The 17,129-nt window shown below is 73.4% G+C and carries 15 protein-coding genes; 13 read left to right on the top strand and 2 right to left on the bottom strand.

All coding sequences use genetic code 11. The features are described from left to right. From CCN35_RS23715 to CCN35_RS23680, 8 genes are all read left to right on the top strand, one after another. A partial coding sequence (locus tag CCN35_RS23715; protein WP_107501090.1) for a SpoIIE family protein phosphatase occupies nt 1-2,010 on the top strand: 2,010 nt, incomplete at its 5' end. Between the two features lie 194 nt (nt 2,011-2,204). After that, on the top strand, nt 2,205-3,530 hold the full coding sequence (locus tag CCN35_RS23710) for a lipase family protein (protein WP_067399734.1): 1,326 nt from the start codon (nt 2,205-2,207) through the stop codon (nt 3,528-3,530). Nucleotides 3,531-3,718: 188 nt separating this feature from the next. Beyond that, on the top strand, nt 3,719-4,825 hold the full coding sequence (locus CCN35_RS23705) for a PP2C family protein-serine/threonine phosphatase (RefSeq protein ID WP_079130020.1): 1,107 nt from the start codon (nt 3,719-3,721) through the stop codon (nt 4,823-4,825). A 172-nt stretch (nt 4,826-4,997) separates the two neighbouring features. Beyond that, nucleotides 4,998-6,038: an L-glyceraldehyde 3-phosphate reductase gene (gene mgrA, locus CCN35_RS23700; RefSeq protein ID WP_067399732.1), complete on the top strand. Its 1,041-nt coding sequence runs from the start codon at nt 4,998-5,000 to the stop codon at nt 6,036-6,038. Nucleotides 6,039-6,147: 109 nt separating this feature from the next. Beyond that, on the top strand, nt 6,148-6,639 hold the full coding sequence (locus tag CCN35_RS23695; RefSeq protein ID WP_067399730.1) for an SRPBCC family protein: 492 nt from the start codon (nt 6,148-6,150) through the stop codon (nt 6,637-6,639). Between the two features lie 236 nt (nt 6,640-6,875). Continuing rightward, entirely contained in the window at nt 6,876-7,430 is a 555-nt protein-coding gene (locus CCN35_RS23690; RefSeq protein WP_067399728.1) for a DUF2243 domain-containing protein, read from the top strand. Then, nucleotides 7,430-8,539 (top strand): cytochrome c oxidase assembly protein, encoded by a 1,110-nt coding sequence (locus CCN35_RS23685; RefSeq protein ID WP_086794274.1) that lies wholly within the window; start codon nt 7,430-7,432, stop codon nt 8,537-8,539. Before CCN35_RS23690 ends, CCN35_RS23685 begins: the two co-directional genes overlap by 1 nt. Continuing rightward, complete coding sequence (locus CCN35_RS23680) at nt 8,536-9,702, top strand: PP2C family protein-serine/threonine phosphatase (RefSeq protein ID WP_425444315.1); 1,167 nt, start codon at nt 8,536-8,538, stop codon at nt 9,700-9,702. The genes CCN35_RS23685 and CCN35_RS23680 overlap by 4 nt, the downstream gene beginning before the upstream one ends. Nucleotides 9,703-9,712: 10 nt before the next feature. Here the strand turns inward: CCN35_RS23680 and CCN35_RS23675 are convergent, their stop codons facing one another. Next, nucleotides 9,713-10,807: an NAD(+)/NADH kinase gene (locus CCN35_RS23675; RefSeq protein ID WP_067399720.1), complete on the bottom strand. Its 1,095-nt coding sequence runs from the start codon at nt 10,805-10,807 to the stop codon at nt 9,713-9,715. Between the two features lie 213 nt (nt 10,808-11,020). Between CCN35_RS23675 and CCN35_RS23670 the strand changes: the two genes are divergently transcribed. From CCN35_RS23670 to CCN35_RS23660, 3 genes are all read left to right on the top strand, one after another. Continuing rightward, entirely contained in the window at nt 11,021-11,188 is a 168-nt protein-coding gene (locus tag CCN35_RS23670; protein WP_067399717.1) for a hydrophobic protein, read from the top strand. A 218-nt stretch (nt 11,189-11,406) separates the two neighbouring features. Continuing rightward, nucleotides 11,407-11,745, top strand: coding sequence for a cupin domain-containing protein (locus CCN35_RS23665; protein ID WP_067399715.1), 339 nt, complete (start codon nt 11,407-11,409; stop codon nt 11,743-11,745). Nucleotides 11,746-11,871: 126 nt separating this feature from the next. Beyond that, nucleotides 11,872-13,227, top strand: coding sequence for a PP2C family protein-serine/threonine phosphatase (locus tag CCN35_RS23660; protein WP_079130018.1), 1,356 nt, complete (start codon nt 11,872-11,874; stop codon nt 13,225-13,227). A 116-nt stretch (nt 13,228-13,343) separates the two neighbouring features. Here CCN35_RS23660 and CCN35_RS23655 read toward each other — a convergent pair whose 3' ends face one another. Further along, nucleotides 13,344-13,841 (bottom strand): MSMEG_6728 family protein, encoded by a 498-nt coding sequence (locus CCN35_RS23655; RefSeq protein ID WP_067399713.1) that lies wholly within the window; start codon nt 13,839-13,841, stop codon nt 13,344-13,346. Nucleotides 13,842-13,983: 142 nt separating this feature from the next. Between CCN35_RS23655 and CCN35_RS23650 the strand changes: the two genes are divergently transcribed. After that, nucleotides 13,984-15,576: a hypothetical protein gene (locus CCN35_RS23650; protein ID WP_236561293.1), complete on the top strand. Its 1,593-nt coding sequence runs from the start codon at nt 13,984-13,986 to the stop codon at nt 15,574-15,576. Next, nucleotides 15,573-17,129: nickel-dependent hydrogenase large subunit (locus CCN35_RS23645; RefSeq protein WP_086794278.1), on the top strand; the 1,557-nt coding region annotated here is incomplete at its 3' end. The genes CCN35_RS23650 and CCN35_RS23645, both read left to right, overlap by 4 nt.

Here is a 17,129-nt window from a genome sequence, read left to right as displayed (position 1 = left end):
GACCGGCTGCTGGCGGTCAACACCCGCCGCACCACGCCGTACGGCGGCACGCCGGACCCGGGGGCCGTCCCGAAGCGGGGTCGTCTCCCCTCCGCGCTGCGCCGCCTGGCACGGCGTCCCGCCGGGACCTCCGAAGCACCCGGGCCGCCCGATCCGTCCGGGCCGCCCGCGCACCCCCACGCCCCCGCGCCCCGGGCGTCGCGGCGCCCGCCCTCCGGGCGGAGGACGCAGCGCCCGGGGCGGGCCCTGGTGGCCAGCTTCCGGGACACCACGGAGCTGCAGGCCCTCTCCGGCCGGGCCGAGGCGGCACGGGAACGGCTGACGCTGCTGTACGAGGCCGGGATGCGGATCGGCACCAGGCTGGACGTACGGCGCACCGCCCGGGAACTCGCCGAGGTGGCGGTCCCGCGGATGGCGGACGTCGTCAGCGTGGATCTGCTGGAGTCCGTGCTGCACGGCGAGGAACCCGCCGGGGCGGCGGACCGGATGCGCCGTGTCGCACTGCGCGGGGCCGTGACGCCCGTCCCGCTGCGGCCGGTGGGCGGCCTGATCCGGTCCGGGGCGACCGGCACGCCGGCGGCGGCCGCGCTGCGGGACGGGAGGGCGGTGCGGGTGCCGGACCTGTACGCCGCGGAGGACTGGCGGGCGCAGGACCCGAAGGAGGCGCGCCGGGCGCTGGACCACGGCATCCACTCGCTGATCACGGTGCCGCTCCGGGCACAGGGCGTGACCCTCGGCGTGGCCGGCTTCTGGCGGGGATCCGGCTCGGCGCGGTTCGAGGAGGAGGACGTCACGGTCGCCGAGGAGCTGGTGGCCCGGGCGGCCGTCGCGATCGACAACGCACGCCGCTACTCCCGCGAGCACGCGATGTCCGTGGCGCTCCAGCGCAGTCTGCTCCCCCGCGGCCTGCCGGAGCAGGAGGCGCTGGAGCCGGCGTGGCGGTATCTGCCGGCGCGGTCCGGCGTGAGCGGCGACTGGTTCGACGTCATCCCCCTGCCCGGCTTCCGGGTGGCGCTGGTGGTCGGGGACGTGGTGGGGCACGGGCTGCACGCGGCGGTGACGATGGGCCGGCTGCGGACGGCGGTGCTGAACTTCTCGTCCCTGGACCTGCCCCCGGACGAACTGCTCGGCCGTCTGGACGAGATGGTGACGCGGCTGGACACACAGGCCGCGGACGCCGACGGCGAGGCGTCCCCCGTCACCGGGGCCACCTGTCTGTACGCCGTCTACGACCCGGTGGGCGGGCAGTGCACCGTCTCCCGCGCGGGGCATCTCGCCCCGGCCGTGGTGGATCCCGAGGGGCGGGTGTCCTTCCCCGAGCTGCCCCTGTCGCCGCCCCTGGGGGTGGGCGGGGTGCCGTTCGAGGCCGGTGAGCTGACCCTGCCGGAGGGCAGCCGGCTGGTGCTGTTCACCGACGGTCTGGTGGAGAGCCGCGGACGGGACGTCGACGAGGGGCTGGCGCTGCTCGGCACGGCCGTCGCGCACGCGGGCCGGACCCCGGAGGAGACCTGCCGGGACCTGGTGGAGGCGTTGCTGCCGGAGCGTCCGGGCGACGACGTGGCCCTGCTCGTCGCCCGGACGCGGCTGCTCGCCCCGTCCCGGGTCGCGGTCTGGGAGGTGCCGTTCGACGCGGCGGCGGTCTCCGAGGTGCGCACGGAGGCGGTCGCCCGGCTGCACGGCTGGGGGCTGGAGGACGCCGCGTTCACCGTGGAGCTGCTCCTCAGCGAGCTGCTGTCCAACGCCGTCCGGTACGGCGCTCCGCCCGTCCGGGTGAGGCTTCTGCGGGGCCGCAGTCTGGTCTGCGAGGTGTCGGACGGCAGCAGCACCTCGCCGCACCCGCGGCGTGCGGCGGCCACCGACGAGGGCGGCCGGGGCCTGTTCCTGGTCTCGCGGTTCGCGCAGCGCTGGGGCACGCGCTACGGGGCGCACGGAAAGGTGATCTGGGCGGAACTGGGCCCGGGCGGCGTTCCGGAGCCGGCCCCCGGGGCCCTGCCCGGCGTCCTGACCTGACGAGCACAGCGACGCGACAAAAGCCCTGAAGATGTCGAAACTCGCGTGCGGCCGGTAACCGAGGCACGTCCTCCATCTGACGCAAAGTCACATTACTGAACCGTAACCTTACGACCGCTACCCGCGGTAACGGCGGCCCCCGTACGTTCATCTTCAACCACTTCGTGTGTGGCCTCACCGCCAGGAGGTTCCGCATGCCCGCACGCAGACGCCTGCTCGCCGTCGCAGCCGCCACCGCCGCCTGCCTCGGCGTGCAGGCTCTCCCGGCCACCGCGGCCACCGAGCCGACCGAGGTGATCTCCCGGGGCGTCAGGATTCCCGCCTTCTACACCCCGCCCACCGGTCTTCCGCAGGCCGACGGCACCCTGATCCGCAGCGAACCGCTCCCGCTCGCCCTCAGCCTGCCCGGTCTGCGCGGTCCTCTGCCGGGCCGGGCCACGCGCCTGATGTACAAGTCGACCGACTCCACCGGCCGGCCGGTGGCCGTCACCGGCGCCTACATCGAACCGACGGCCCGCTGGAAGGGCACCGGGCCGCGCCCCCTGGTCGTCGTCGCACCGGGCACCCTGGGACAGGGCGACCAGTGCGCGGCCTCCCTGGGCCTGGAGCACCCGGTCCTGTTCAACGGCCGGACCCTGTCGGTCGGCTACGAGAACCTGTCGATCTACCGGCTGCTGGCCCGGGGCGCCGCCGTGGTGGTCACCGACTACGTCGGCCTGGGCGCCACCGACCGGCTGCACACCTACGTCAACCGCGTCGACGGGGCCCATGCCGTCCTCGACGCGGCCCGCGCCGCCCGCTCCGTCGCCGGCGCGTCCGTCACCCCGGCCTCCCCCGTCGGCCTGTTCGGCTACAGCCAGGGAGGCGGCGCCGTCGCGGCCGCCGCCGAACTGCAGCCCGCCTACGCCCCCGACGTCCCCCTCGCCGGCACCTACGCCGGTGCGCCGCCCGCCGACCTGATCGAGGTCACCCGGGCCGTCGACGGCAGCGAACTGGCCGGCGCCCTGGGCTGGTCCCTGAACGGCTTCCTCCAGTCCGACCCCGAGCTCCAGCCGATCGCCGACGCGCATCTCAACGCCGCGGGCAGGGCCGCCCTGGCCGATCTGTCGACCATGTGCGTGGGCGACGCGATCTTCTCCTACGGCTTCGCCCGCAGCACCCGATGGACCACCGACGGCCGGTCCATCAGCGACATCATCCGCGCCACGCCCGCGCTCCAGGACTTCCTCGACAGCCAGCGCATCGGCCGTCTGAAGCCGGCCGGCCCGGTGCGCCTGGCCACCGGCGTCAACGACAACCTCGTTCCGCACGCCCAGGCGCGGCGGCTCGCCGCCGACTGGTGCGCCAAGGGCGCCGACGTCACCTACAAGGGGGTCTATCTGCCCCCTCTCGGCAGCGCCCTGGTCAACCACTTCACCCCGCTGCTCGCCGACCACGACGCCGCCGTGTCCTGGCTGGCCGACCGTCTCGCCGGCAAGCCGGCCTCCTCCAACTGCGCGACGGTGCCGTCCGGGTCCTGACCCCGCGCACCCGGCCCGGCCGCCCCGTCACCGGCGGGGCGGCACCGGCCGGGCCGGGCCCACTGCGTTCGCACGCCCCGCTGTCGGGGTGCACTGTGGTATGCGTGAATTCCTGGCAGGCACGGTTCCTCGTTCGTGCGCAGTCGGGACGGTCGGGACAGCCGGGTCCCCTGCTGCTGATCCCGGTCATGCTCATCGTCCTCATCACCGTGTCCAACATCGTGGCGCCGGCCGACATCGTGCTCGGCCCGCTGCTGGTGATCGCCCCCGCGATCACCGCGTGGTTCTCGGGCCCGTGGACGACGGGGACCATCGGCGCGGTCTCGGTGGCGGCCCAGGCGTTCGCGGGCTGGCGGCAGGGGGACCTGTCCTCACGGAACATGATCGTGCAGCTGGTCGCTCTCGCGCTGCTCTCCCTGCTGATCGTGGCCCTGTGCGTGGTCCGCGACCACCGTGCGCGCGAACTGGCGCAGGTGCGGTCGGTGGCCGAGGCGGCTCAGCGGGTGCTGCTGTGGCCCCTGCCGAGCCGGCTGGGCGGCCTGCGGCTCGCCTCCCTCTACCTGGCCTCCGAGGACGAGGCGTCGATCGGCGGCGATCTGTACGCCGCCGCCCGCACCGACGGCGCGGCCCGGGTGATGATCGGGGACGTGCGCGGCAAGGGGCTGCCGGCCATCGGCGAGGCGGCCCTGCTGCTCGGCGCGTTCCGCGAGGCCGCGCACCACCATGCCGCCCTGCCCGAGCTGGCCGCCTCCCTGGAGCGGAGCATGGCCCGCTATCTCGCCGACTTCGAACCGGAGGAGGAGGCGGGGGAGCGCTTCGTCACCGTGCTGCTGCTGGAGATACCGGACGACGAGCCGGTCGTCCGGATGACCAGCTGCGGCCATGTGGCACCGCTGCTGCTCGGCCCGGACGGAAGGGTCACGGTGCCGGACCTCGCCCCCGCCCCGCCGCTCGGGATCGGCCTGACCGGCCCGGACGGGCCGGCCGTCGAGGTGCTGCCCTTCGGCCTCGACGACACCCTGCTCCTCTGCACCGACGGTGCCGTCGAGGCCCGCGACCGCACCGGTGCCTTCTATCCGCTGGCCGAGCGGATCGCCCGGTGGGCCGGAAGCTGTCCGGAGACCCTGCTCCACCACGTCCAGCGCGATCTGCTCGCCCACACCGGAGGGCGCCTGGACGACGACATCGCCCTCGTCGCGATCCGCCGCGTCCCCGCACCGTCCGGCCGGCGCCTCGGCCTCGGGCACCGGCCCGTCCCCTGCGCCGAGGGCACCGGACCGTCCGGGCCCCGCTGATCCCTGCCGCCCCGGCCCGGCACGGGGGATCCGGCGTTCCGCCGGATTCAGAAACGGCGGTGCTGAATCCGATGAGGGACAGCGGTTGGACTTCAGGATCACTCGGGAGCAAGGTGGGGGCGTCCCTCCGGGCCCGGGGGGACGCCGTACCGCATCACCCGGAGACCACCCGATGACCTACGTCGCAGATCCTGAGCGTTACAACGGCACCATGCTCTACCGGCGCACCGGCCGCTCGGGGCTCGACCTGCCCGTCCTGTCCCTGGGCTACTGGCACAACTTCGGTGACAACCGGCCGTTCGAGACCCAGCGCGAGATCGCCCTGCGCGCCTTCGACCTCGGCATCACCCACCACGACCTGGCGAACAACTACGGCCCGCCCTACGGCTCGGCGGAGATCAACTTCGGCCGGCTGATGAAGCAGGACCTCGCGCCGTACCGGGACGAGCTGGTGATCTCCACCAAGGCGGGCTGGGACATGTGGCCCGGTCCCTACGGCCAGGGCGGCGGCTCCCGCAAGTACCTGCTCGCCTCGCTCGACCAGTCCCTGAAGCGCATGGGCCTGGACTACGTGGACATCTTCTACTCCCACCGGCTGGACGCGAGCACGCCGCTGGAGGAGACGATGGGCGCGCTGGACGCCGCCGTCCGCCAGGGCAAGGCCCTGTACGTCGGCATCTCCTCCTACGACACCGAGCGCACCCGGCAGGCCGTCGCCATCCTGCGCGAGCTGGGCACCCCGCTGCTGATCCACCAGCCGTCGTACAACATGCTCAACCGCTGGATCGAGACCGAGGGGCTGCTGGAGGCCGCCGAGGAGGAGGGCTTCGGCGTCATCGGCTTCACCGCGCTGGCCCAGGGGCTGCTGACCGACCGCTATCTGAACGGCATCCCCGAGGACTCGCGGGCCGCGCAGGGCACCTCGTTCGACACCGCCTGGCTGTCCGACGAGATGCTGCGGCGGCTGCGGGCGCTGAACGGCATCGCGGCCCGCCGCGGGCAGACCCTCGCCCAGATGGCCCTCGCCTGGGCGCTGCGCGACCGGCGCGTCACCTCCCTGGTCATCGGCGCCTCCCGCGTGGAGCAGCTGGAGCAGAACGTGGCCGCGCTGAAGAACCTCGACTTCAGCGACGAGGAGCTGGCCGAGATCGACAAGTACGCCACCGACGGCGACGTCGACCTGTGGCGGGCGGCCCGCGCCGGAGAGCTCTGATCCGCGCCGTCCGGTCGTGCATCCCCCCTTCCGGGGTACTCGTCGCTGCCAGGGCCCGCGGCGGGGCGCCCGTCCCGCCGCGGCCGGCCGACGAGACCAGGAGGCGCAGATGAGCACGGTCAGGGAAACGGTGGAGGTCGGCGTCCCCGTCCGCACCGCCTACAACCAGTGGACGCAGTTCGAGGAGTTCCCGAACTTCATGGAGGGGGTCGAGGAGGTCACGCAGATCGACGACCGCCACAACCACTGGATCACCAGGGTCGGCGGTGTCACGCGGGAGTTCGACACCGAGATCGTCGACCAGCTGCCCGACGAGCGCATCACCTGGCGCAGCACCACCGGCGACACCCGGCAAAGGGGCATGGTCCGCTTCGAGCCCGTGGACGACACGCACACCCGGGTGGAACTCGTCATGGACGTCGAACCCGGCGGAGTCATGGAGAAGACCGGCGACATGCTGGGCCTGATCGACCGGCGCATCAAGGGCGACATGAGGCGCTTCAAGCAGTACGTCGAGCAGCGTGGCGACGAGACCGGATCCTGGCGGGGCCGTGTCCGGCCCGGGGACGCCGGGTCCGGGGACACCGGCCCCTCGCGCTGAGCCCCGCCGCGCACACCTCTCATCGCGCCCCGGCCGTCCCGAGGAACATCTCGGGAACCGGCCGGGGCGCTCCCGTGTGCGCGTCGGCCCGTCCGGCGGGATCCGTCCGGCGGGATCCGTCCGGCGTCCCGGCGGACCGCGACGGTGACCGGGTGACCTGGAGCGCCCGCACCGGGTGACCCGGCGCCTTCGGGGAAGGCATGAGGGCGACCGCCGGCGGCAAGAGGAAGCGCAGGATGACGACCGCAGACACGCCCCCTCCCCTCCCCGTCCCGCAGAGCATCCGGCTGCCGGGGATCGTGCTCGGCGTGGGCCTGGGCGGATTCGTCGACGGCATCCTGCTCCACCAGGTGCTGCAGTGGCACCACCTGCTCTCCGGCACCGACCACGACCGCATCGGAGTGAAGTACTACGACCCGCGCACCGTCCCCGGCCTGGAGATGAACACCGTGTGGGACGGCATCTTCCACACGGTCTGCTGGGTGGCGGTGATCGTGGGGCTGGGCCTGCTGTACTCGCGGGTCACGCACCACCGCCGGGCGGTGTGGACCTCGCGTGTGCTGTGGGGGTGGATCGTGGTCGGCTGGGGCCTGTTCAACCTGGTCGAGGGCATCCTGGACCACCAGATCCTGAGCATCCACCACGTCCGCGGCGGCCCCCACCAGGCGTGGTGGGACGCCGGGTTCCTGGTCCTCGGCGCACTGCTGGTGCTCGCCGGATTTCTGTGGCAGCGCAGCGGCCGTCCGTTCGATCCGGCCGCCCCCGCCGACACCCCCGGGGGCACCGTCTGATGCACACGCACACAGCGACCGGCGGCACGGTGCCGAGCCCCTCGACGATCGTGCTCGTCCTCGTGGCGGCCGCCGCCGGTCATCTGCTGCTCGTCCGGCGGGCGCGCCGGCGCAACCCCGCCCTGCCGCCGGGCCGTCCGCGGTCGGGCCTCTTCCTGGGCGGGCTGGCCCTGCTGGCCGTCGCCCTGCTGCCGCCGCTGGGTCCCGCCGCGCACACCGACTTCCGGGCGCACATGGCCCAGCATCTGCTCATCGGCATGTACGCGCCCCTCGCGCTGGTGCTGTCCGCGCCGGTCACCCTGCTGCTGCGGGCCCTGCCCCCCGCCCGGGCCCGTCTGGTCGTCGCGGTGATGCGCAGCCGGTGCGCCCGGGTGCTCGCCCATCCGCTCGTCGCCCTGGCCCTGAGCACGGGCAGTCTCGTGCCGCTGTACTTCACCCCGCTGTTCGACGCCTCCCTGGAGCACCCGGCGAGCCACTGGCTGCTGCATGCGCACTTCCTGCTCTCCGGCTGCCTGTTCGCGTACGTCGTCGCCGGTCCCGACCCCGCACCGCACCGGCCGGGCGTACGGGCCCGGCTGGTGTACCTGGGCGTCGCGGTCGCCGTGCACGCCCTGGTCGCCCAGGCCCTGTACGGCGGTTTCCTCGTCGGCGTCCACGCACCCGTGGAGCACCTCCGGCAGGGGGCGGAGATCATGTACTACGGCGGCGACCTCGCCGAACTGCTGCTGGCCGCCGCGCTGGTGACCACCTGGCGTCCCGGACGCCCCTCCCCCGGCGATCCGGCCGGCCGCCGCGGCTTCGCCCCGGTGCCCCCGTCCTCCGTCCGCGGGGGCCGCCGGTCCGGGCGGGCGGCCTTTGGACGGGCCCCGCACCACCCGGCTCCGTCCGTTCCCGACGTGCCCTTGCCTCAGGCGATGCCACAATGGACCGGTGCGGCGCAGCACGCTGGTGGTCCTGGTCGAGTCCGCCGGGAGTTTCCTGTGAACAAGCCGCCCGAGTGTCTCCCCGAAGGCCGCCGTCCGCGGCCGGAACGTCTCCTGTCGCGCTCCTTCGGGCCCTCTGGTCCCCCGGATCCCCCGCCGCCCGGATGCCACCGGAGCCCGCGGTGAGGCGGCCGGGCCGCCGCGCCGGCGAGGACACGCGTGCGGCGGGGAACCCGTCGGCGCAGCAGCTGGTGCCCGCGCCGCCCCTGTGGCTGCGCTGGCTGCCGGCCCTGTACGTCGCGGCGGTCCTCCTCGTGGAACCGATCACCCCGGTGCAGTGGCCCGTGAGTTTCGTGCTCACCGCGCTCCCGCTGGTCGCCGCCTTCGCCCACGGTCCGGTCGTCGTCGCCGCCGTCACGGTGTTCGCCGTCGTGTTCGAGGGCGTCCTGGCCGGCACCCCGTGCTGTGCGGGCCGGCCGGTGGACTACATGTGGGAACGCCACTACGTGGCCAACTACGTGTGCACCTTCCTGGTCGGCGTCCTCGGCACCTTCCTGTCGGTGCACCGGACGCGCCGGGAGCACACTCTCGCCACGGTGCGCTCCGTGGCGGAGACCGCGCAACGGGTCCTGCTGCGGCCGGTGCCCCACCGTCTCGGCCAGGTCTCCGTGGAGACCCTGTATCTGTCCGCGGCCGCCGAGGCGCAGATCGGCGGCGATCTGTACGAGGCGGTGCCGACGGCGCACGGCGTGCGTCTGCTCATAGGCGACGTCCGCGGCAAGGGGCTGGTCGCCGTCGAAACGGCCGCGGCGATGCTCGGCGTCTTCCGCGAGGCCGCCCACGAGGAGCCCGACCTGGCCTGTCTGGCCCGGCGGATGGAGCGGAGCATGAGCCGCCACGCCCAGCAGGTCGCCGGCGACGCGGCGGAGCGCTTCGTGACGGCGCTGTTCGCGGAGATTCCCGACGACGAGCCCGTGGTCCGCATCGTCAACTGCGGTCATCCGCCGCCGCTGCTCATCGGCCACGGCAAGGTCACCGAGCTGGAGGCGACCGATCCCTCGCCGCCCATCAACATCGGCGGACTGGTCGGCGCCGGCTACCACGTGGACGTCCGGCCCTTCCGGCCCGGTGACCAGCTGCTGCTGTACACCGACGGCATCACCGAGACCCGCGACCGCACCGGCGCCCTCTACCCGCTGGCCGAGCGCGTCCGCGCCTGGGTGGACCTTCCGCCCGGCGAGCTCCTGGAGCGGCTGCACACGGATCTGCTCGACTACAGCGGCGGCCGGCTGGAGGACGACATCGCCGCGCTCGCCGCGTACCGCCTGCCCGAGGAGCCCCGTTCCTGACGGGGCGGTGTCACTCAGGCAGGCCGTCGGTCCCCGAGGCGCCGCGAGGGGCGTCGGGTCCGGGCGGCAGCGCCAGATGGGCGAGGTCCTCGGGGCGCGGGGTGGTCACCGGCCAGAGCGGGGCGGGCATTCCGTCGGCGACCGCCGCGGGGGCGTCGGTGAGGTTCAGGCGGTCGCGCAGCCGGCCGTAGAAGTCCATCGGGCCCAGCCGGACGATCCGCAGCCGGCGCCGGGACGCGTACACCCCGATCCAGTCGCCGGGGTCGAGGACCCCGCGCAGCTGGCCGTCGATGCTGACGGCGGCCTGGCCGGAGCGTTCGAGGACGCGCAGGGCGACGGGCTCGTCCGGTGCGGCCACGACCGACCGGTCGAACACCATGTGCGGGGCGACCGGGGTGAAGACGAGGGCGTCCGCACGGGGCGAGACGACCGGGCCGCCGGCGGCGAAGCTGTAGGCCGTCGAGCCGGTCGGGGTGGCGACCAGCAGCGCGTCGGCCGAGTAGGACGCCAGGAGCCGGCCGGCGAGATAGACGCCGACGAAGATCTGCCGGTCCCGTGCCAGCTTCTCCAGGACGACGTCGTTCAGTGCGGTGACATGCAGCGCGACACCCCAGTCGCCGTCGGCCTCGCAGTCGGTGCGCACCCCTGGCGGCGGCAGCATCGGGCGGCGGCCGTAGCGCATCAGCTCCTCGATGTCGGCGGGCACCTCCAGGCGGCGCGAGGCGCGCAGGGTGAGCAGCATCCGGCTCTCCACGCTCAGGCGGCCCTCGGCGACGGCGTCCAGCGCGGAGCGCACGAGCGGGGCCGGCACCTCGGTGAGGAAGCCGACCCGGCCGAGGTCGACGCCCAGGACGAGGGCGTCGTTCACGGCGGCCAGCCGGGCACCGCGCAGAAAGGTCCCGTCCCCGCCCAGCGTGACGATGAGATCGGGGTCGCCCGCGGCCTCGACCTCCTCCCGGGCGCTGCGCCGGCCCGTGCTGCTCCACACATCGATGTCCGCGCAGCCCACGGCGTGCTCCTCGCACCACCGACGCACCGTGCGCCCGGCGGTCACGGCCTCGTCGCGCCCGCTGTGGACGACCAGGCCGACACGGCGCACCGTCATCTCTGCCTCCGAGGCGGCTCGCGGACGCAGGGGCGCCCTCTTCACCGGCCGGCGCGCGCCCGCCCCGGAACGCCGCGCCGCCGGACGGCCCCGCACGCCCCGGGGTGGGGCGGACGGTGCCGGGTTCCCCTCCTGCCGGCCGGACAAACGCCGGTTCCCGCGGGGCGTTTTCCCGGAAAAGGGGGGCAGACGGTGGTACGGAGGTCGATACCCATGGTTCCCTTGCTGCTCGTTCTTCTGCTCGCCCTGATCCTCTTCGGTGCCGGGTTCGCCCTGAAGGCGCTGTGGTGGATCGCGATCATCGTGTTCGTGGTGTGGCTGCTCGGCTTCGTCCTGCGGGCCGGGGACGGCGGCCGCAAGAGCCGCTGGTACCGCTGGTGACGGCCGCGCCGGGGGCCGTGCGCCCGTCCCCGGCTCCCCCGCTCCCCCGCGGCCCGTTCTCCTCGGCCGCCCCCGCCGGGGACCGGCGGGGGCCGTTCTCCGCGTGTCCGGCTCCCCGGCGGCGCGGCCGGGCGGCATGCACCATGAGCGGCGGCACACCGGCGTAGGCTACGGAACCACCCCCCGTCCAGCACTCACGGTGAGGACGAGTCACGACGATGCAGAAGATCTCCCTCGAGGCCCGTGTGCGCGAGCATCTCGAACGGGCCGCGGAGTCCTCGGCCGGCCGCAGCGCGGAGACCGTCTACGGCGGCCATGAGCACATCCTGCGCCAGACTCTCCTCACCTTGCGCGCCGGAACGTCCCTGGCCGAGCACGACAGCCCCGGCGAGGCGACCGTGCTGGTGCTGCGCGGACGGGTGCGGCTGCACAGCGGCGACTCCTCCTGGGAGGGCATGACGGGCGACCTGCTCGCCGTGCCCCGGGCACGGCACGGCCTGGAGGCCCTGGAGGACGCCGCGGTCCTGCTCACGGTCGCCAAGAAGCACGTGGGGTGACGCGGGCGGGGCGGTTACCGGGCCGTCGTCAAGGCGCCGCCGTCCCCCGGTCGTCGTAATGTGGCTCTGCCGGGCCCTGCCGGGTCCAGGGCGGTGACCGGGGTCGGATCTGCCGGGAGGTGTTCCATGCCGGATGATCCACGGTGGCCGAAAACGCAGGAGACCGCCGAGCGTGCGCACGTCGCCTTCGGGGAGAGCGGCCGCCCGTCGGGCATCGACGCCTTCGAGGAGCTCAACGCCCGGGTGCGGCAGCTGTCCCTCGAACGCCGCCGGCTGCGCCGTCTGCTCGAGGCGGTGGTGGCCATCAGCGCCGACATGGACACCTGTGCCGTCCTGCGGCACCTGGTGGAGGCGGGCACCGACCTCATCGGCGCGCGCTACGGCGCCCTGGGCGTGCTCGGGGAGGACGGCGAGTTCACCGACCTGATCACCACCGGGGTCGACGCCGAGCCGCTGCTGGCCGAGGCCGGTCTTCCGCAGAGCCACGGGCTGCTGGGCCATCTGATCTCGCACGCCGAGCCCCTGCGGGTCGACGACATCGGCGCGGACTCCCGCGCGGTGGGCTTCCCGTCCGGCCATCCGGTCATGACCAGTCTGCTGGGGGTCCCCCTGACGGTGCGCGGTGTCATGTACGGCAATCTCTATCTGGCCGACAAGGAGGACGGGACGCCCTTCACCGACACCGACGAGACCCTGCTGACCGCCCTGGCCAGCGCCGCGAGCGTCAGCATCGAGAACGCCCGGCTGTACGAGCGCCTGAAGCGGGCCGCCGAGCAGTTCCAGCGCCGTCTGCTGCCGGTGCTGCCCGATCTGTCGCCCCTGCGGGTGGAGGCCCGCTACCAGCCCGCCTCCGACCTCCTCCGGCTCGGCGGGGACTGGTACGACGCCTTCGGGCTTCCCGACAAGACGGTCCTGGTCGTCGTCGGCGACGTGACCGGCCACGACGTGGAGGCGGCCCCGCAGATGGGGCAGATCCGCAACATGCTGCGGGTCCTGGCCTTCGACCGGTGCGGGCCGCCCGGCCTGATCGTGAACCGGCTCGACCGGGCGCTGACCGCGTTCGGCGACTCGACCGCGGCCACCTTGCTCCTGGCCCGGATCGAACAGCGGCCGGACACCGGGTACGTCCTGCACTGGACCAACGCCGGGCATCCGCCGCCGCTGCTGGTCACCGCCGACGGCGCCGCCCGCTGCCTGGCTCCCGAGGCGCACGGCATCCCGGTCGGGGTGGACCCGAGCGTGCCCCGTCCCGACCACACCCATCCGCTCCCCCCGGGAAGCACCCTGCTGCTGTACACCGACGGTCTGATCGAGCGCCGCGACCGGGACATCGACGTGGGCCTGCGGGACCTGGCCGATCATGTCGCCGGCCTGGCCACCGCCCCCCTGGAGCAGCTGTGCGACGCGCTGCTCGGCCGTCCGGACGCGTACGACGACGACGTGGCCCTGCTGGCCCTGCGCGTGCCCCGTCCGCCGGCGTGAGACGGCCGTCCCGGGACGGCCCGGGCCGTTCCGGGACAAGGGGCGTGTCCGCGGACCCGGGTGCCGCCTTCCGCCCGGCCCCGCACGCGCCGCGGGCGGGGCCGGGCGGGATCCGCTCACGGTCCGGTGCGCGGTTCCTCCCGCGGGTCCGTCTCCCGGTCCGACCGGGGCCAGACGTACGGCAGGCCGGCCGGCACCCCGGGGAACAGCGGGGCGTACCGCTCCGGGTCCTTGCGCACCAGGGCCGAGCGATGGCTGCGGTGCAGGGCCTCGTCGCCGAGCCAGGGCGGCAGCTCGCCGGCCGCCGCCAGCTCGGCCTGACTGCGGATGGCCGTGCCGGGGCGGACCGCGGCGAGGTCGGCGACGAGCGTGGCCGCGCAGCTGTCCCGGTGGCCGTACTCCCGCCAGACCCGGCAGACGTCCAGTCCGTAGCGCGCCAGCGCCTCCTCGTAGCCGATCCACATGCGCACGGCCGGATGCCGGCGCCAGGCGTAGCCGGGGACCGTCAGGCCGCGCAGCACCTGCACCGCCTCGACCCGCTGTTTGCCCAGCCGGCGGCGGTCCAGCACCCGCGCGGAGTCGATGAAGCCGGGATACGGCAGGAACGTCTGCACAGCGCCTCCGGGATGCGTCCGGTCCTCCTCCGGGTTCCCCCGGACGGTTCAACGGCACTGGGCCGGAGGGGGCCGGGGGCGCGTGAGCGGTGCGGCCGTGGTGGAAGGAATGGCGCACCTGCGAATCGGGAGGAGGCGCCGAATGCCGGATGCTGTGGTCGAGGGTGCCGTGGGCGGCGGCACCGCCGTGGACGACGCCGCCGTGGACGACGGCCCCGGCGGTTCGTCCTTCGCTCAGCTGAGCGCGGTGGCCGACGCCGTCCTCTACGAGGGCTATCTGCTCTACCCCTACCGCCGTTCGTCCCCCAAGAACCGGGTCCGGTGGCAGTTCGGCGTGCTGCTGCCGCGGAACTGGGTGGAGCGCGACGGCCCCGTCCCGGTCGGTGTCGCCGGCTCCGCCGACTCCTGGTACCAGCAGACCGAGTGCCTGCTGCGGGTCCGCGACGCCGGTGCCGTCGTCCGGGCGCGGGTGCGCTATCTGCAGATGCAGCACAAGCAGGTGGAGGAGGCCGGCCGGGACGGCCGGTACCGCGCCGTCGAGTCGCTGCGGACCGGCGACGGCACCACGCATCTGACGTTCGACGAGGCGGTGCCGCGCGAGACGGATCTCGTCGTTCCGCTCGACGACCTGCTGCGGCAGGAGCACGGCGCTCCGGTGGGGGCGGCGGCCGGCGAGGAGAGCGAGCCGCTGCCCGGGGGCGCCGGGCGGGTCGTCCGGCGGCGCGAGGAGGTCCGGGCGAGCACCACGCTCACGGCCGAACGTCTCGGCGACGGCCTGGTCCGGCTCCGTGTGCGCACCGAGAACACGGGACAGGCGGCGGATCCGTGCGCCGCGCGCGAGGAGGCGCTGCGCCAGGCGCTCATCGCCACCCACACGCTCATCGGCGGCACGGGCGTGGAGTTCGTCTCGCTGATCGATCCGCCCGCCGGTCTGCTGGAGCACGTCCAGGGCTGCCGCAACGCGTTCGTCTTCCCCGTCCTCGGCGGTGAACCGCCGTCCGGGCAGGAGGGCGGCGGCACCGCGCCCCTGCTGCTCTCCGCACCGATCATCCTTCCCGACCATCCGCAGATCGCGCCCGAGAGTCCCGGCGACCTGTACGACGCCGGGGAGATCGACGAGCTTCTGACGCTGCGCACGCTGCTTCTGACGGACGAGGAGAAGCAGGAGGCGCGTGCCACCGACCCGCGTGCCGCCGAGATCCTCGACCGGGTGGAGAGCATGCCTCCGGAGGTCTTCTCCCGGCTGCACGGCGCCATCCGGTCGCTGACTCCCGTCGCTTCCGCCGCCGCGGACGCCTCGGCCCGTCCGGATTCCCCGGGCGCTTCGGCATCCGGTCCCGGCGTCTCCGCCGCGGACGACGGTCCCGCGGCCGAGCGGCCCGTCTGGTGGCAGGAGGGCGGCGACGACGGGCTCTCCCCCACCACCGACCCGGTGCTCGTGGACGGCGTGACGGTGCGCAGCGGCAGCCGTGTCCGGCTGCGTCCGCGGGGCCGGGGCGCCGACGCCCAGGACATGTTCCTGGCCGGGCGCACCGCGCGGGTCGCGGCGGTCCTCCACGACGTGGACGGCAGCGTGCACCTCGCCGTCACCCTCGACGACGACCCCGCGGCCGAACTGCACAGCTGGTACGGCCGCTTCCACTACTTCCGGCCCGACGAGCTCGAACCGCTCGGGCCTCTGGACGCGGCAGATCACCCACCGACCGACAACAGCGAGGGACAGCAGACGACATGACGACGACTCAGGCTCGTGCGGCGGGGCGCAGGCCCGCGCAGCTGGTGGACATGTCCTGGGACCCGATCACCCGGATCATCGGGAACCTGGGCATCTACACCAAGATCGATTTCGCCAACCGGGAGGTCGTCGAGTGCCACTCCACCTCCTCCCTCTTCCGCGGCTACTCGGTGTTCATGCGCGGCAAGGACCCCCGCGACGCGGGGTTCATCACCTCACGGATCTGCGGGATCTGCGGCGACAACCACACCACCTGCTCCAACTACGCCCAGCAGATGGCCTACGGCATCAAACCCCCGCCCCTGGCCGAACACATCACCAACCTCGGCGAAGCCGCCGAGTACATGTTCGACCACACCCTCTTCCAGGACAACCTCGTCTTCGTCGACTTCTGCGAGGCCATGGTCAAGACCACCAACCCCGGTCTGCTGGCCCGCGCCGAACGCACCGACGCCCCCCGCGGCCACCTGCACGGCCACCGCACCATCGCCGACATCATGCGCGCCTTCAACCCCTTCGAAGGCGAGGCCTACAAACAGGCCCTGAAAACCTCCCGCATCACCCGGGAGATGTTCTGCCTGATGGAAGGCCGCCACGTACACCCCTCCACCCTCTATCCCGGCGGCGTGGGCACCATGCCCCAGCCCTCGGTGTTCACCGACTACCTCACCCGCCTGCTGCACGTGATCGACTTCATCAAAAAAGCCGTCGCGATGAACGACGACGTCTTCGACTTCTTCTACCAGGCCCTGCCCGGCTACGAAGAAGTCGGCCGCCGCCGCATCCTGCTGGCCTGCTGGGGCGCCTTCCAAAACCCCGACATCTGCGACTACCGCTACGAGACCATGAACGCCTGGGGCAAGGCCATGTACGTCACCCCCGGCATCATCGTCGACGGACAACTGGTCACCAACAACCTCGTCGACATCAACCTCGGCCTGCGCATCCTGCTCGGCTCCTCCTACTACGACGACTGGACCAGCGAAGAACCCTTCGTCACCCACGACCCCCTCGGCAACCCCATCGACATCCGCCACCCCTGGAACCAGACCACCCTGCCCCACCCCCAAAAACGCGACTTCACCGGCGCCTACTCCTGGGTGATGAGCCCCCGCTGGTACCACCCCGAAACCGGCCGGCACCTCGCCCTGGACACCGGCGGCGGCCCCCTGGCCCGCCTGTGGTCCACCGCCCTGAGCGGCCTGGTCGACACCCCCTACATCAAAGCCACCGGCCACAGCGTCCGCATCACCCTGCCCAAAGGCGAAACCCTGCCCGAAACCACCCTGGAATGGACCATCCCCAAATGGTCCAACACCCTCGAACGCGACCGCGCCCGCCCCTACTTCATCGCCTACGCCGCCGCCATGGCCCTGCAATTCCTCCAACAGGCCACCGACCTCGTCCACGCCGGCGAAACCAAAACCTTCACCAACTACACCGTCCCCGACGAAGCCATCGGCTGCGGCTTCCACGAAGCCGTCCGCGGCGTCCTCTCCCACCACCTCGTCATCCGCGACCACAAGATCGCCAACTACCACCCCTACCCCCCC

Source organism: Streptomyces thermovulgaris, assembly GCF_002155915.1.
GTDB lineage: Bacteria > Actinomycetota > Actinomycetes > Streptomycetales > Streptomycetaceae > Streptomyces > Streptomyces thermovulgaris.
This window is presented reverse-complemented; position numbering and strand designations above follow the sequence as displayed.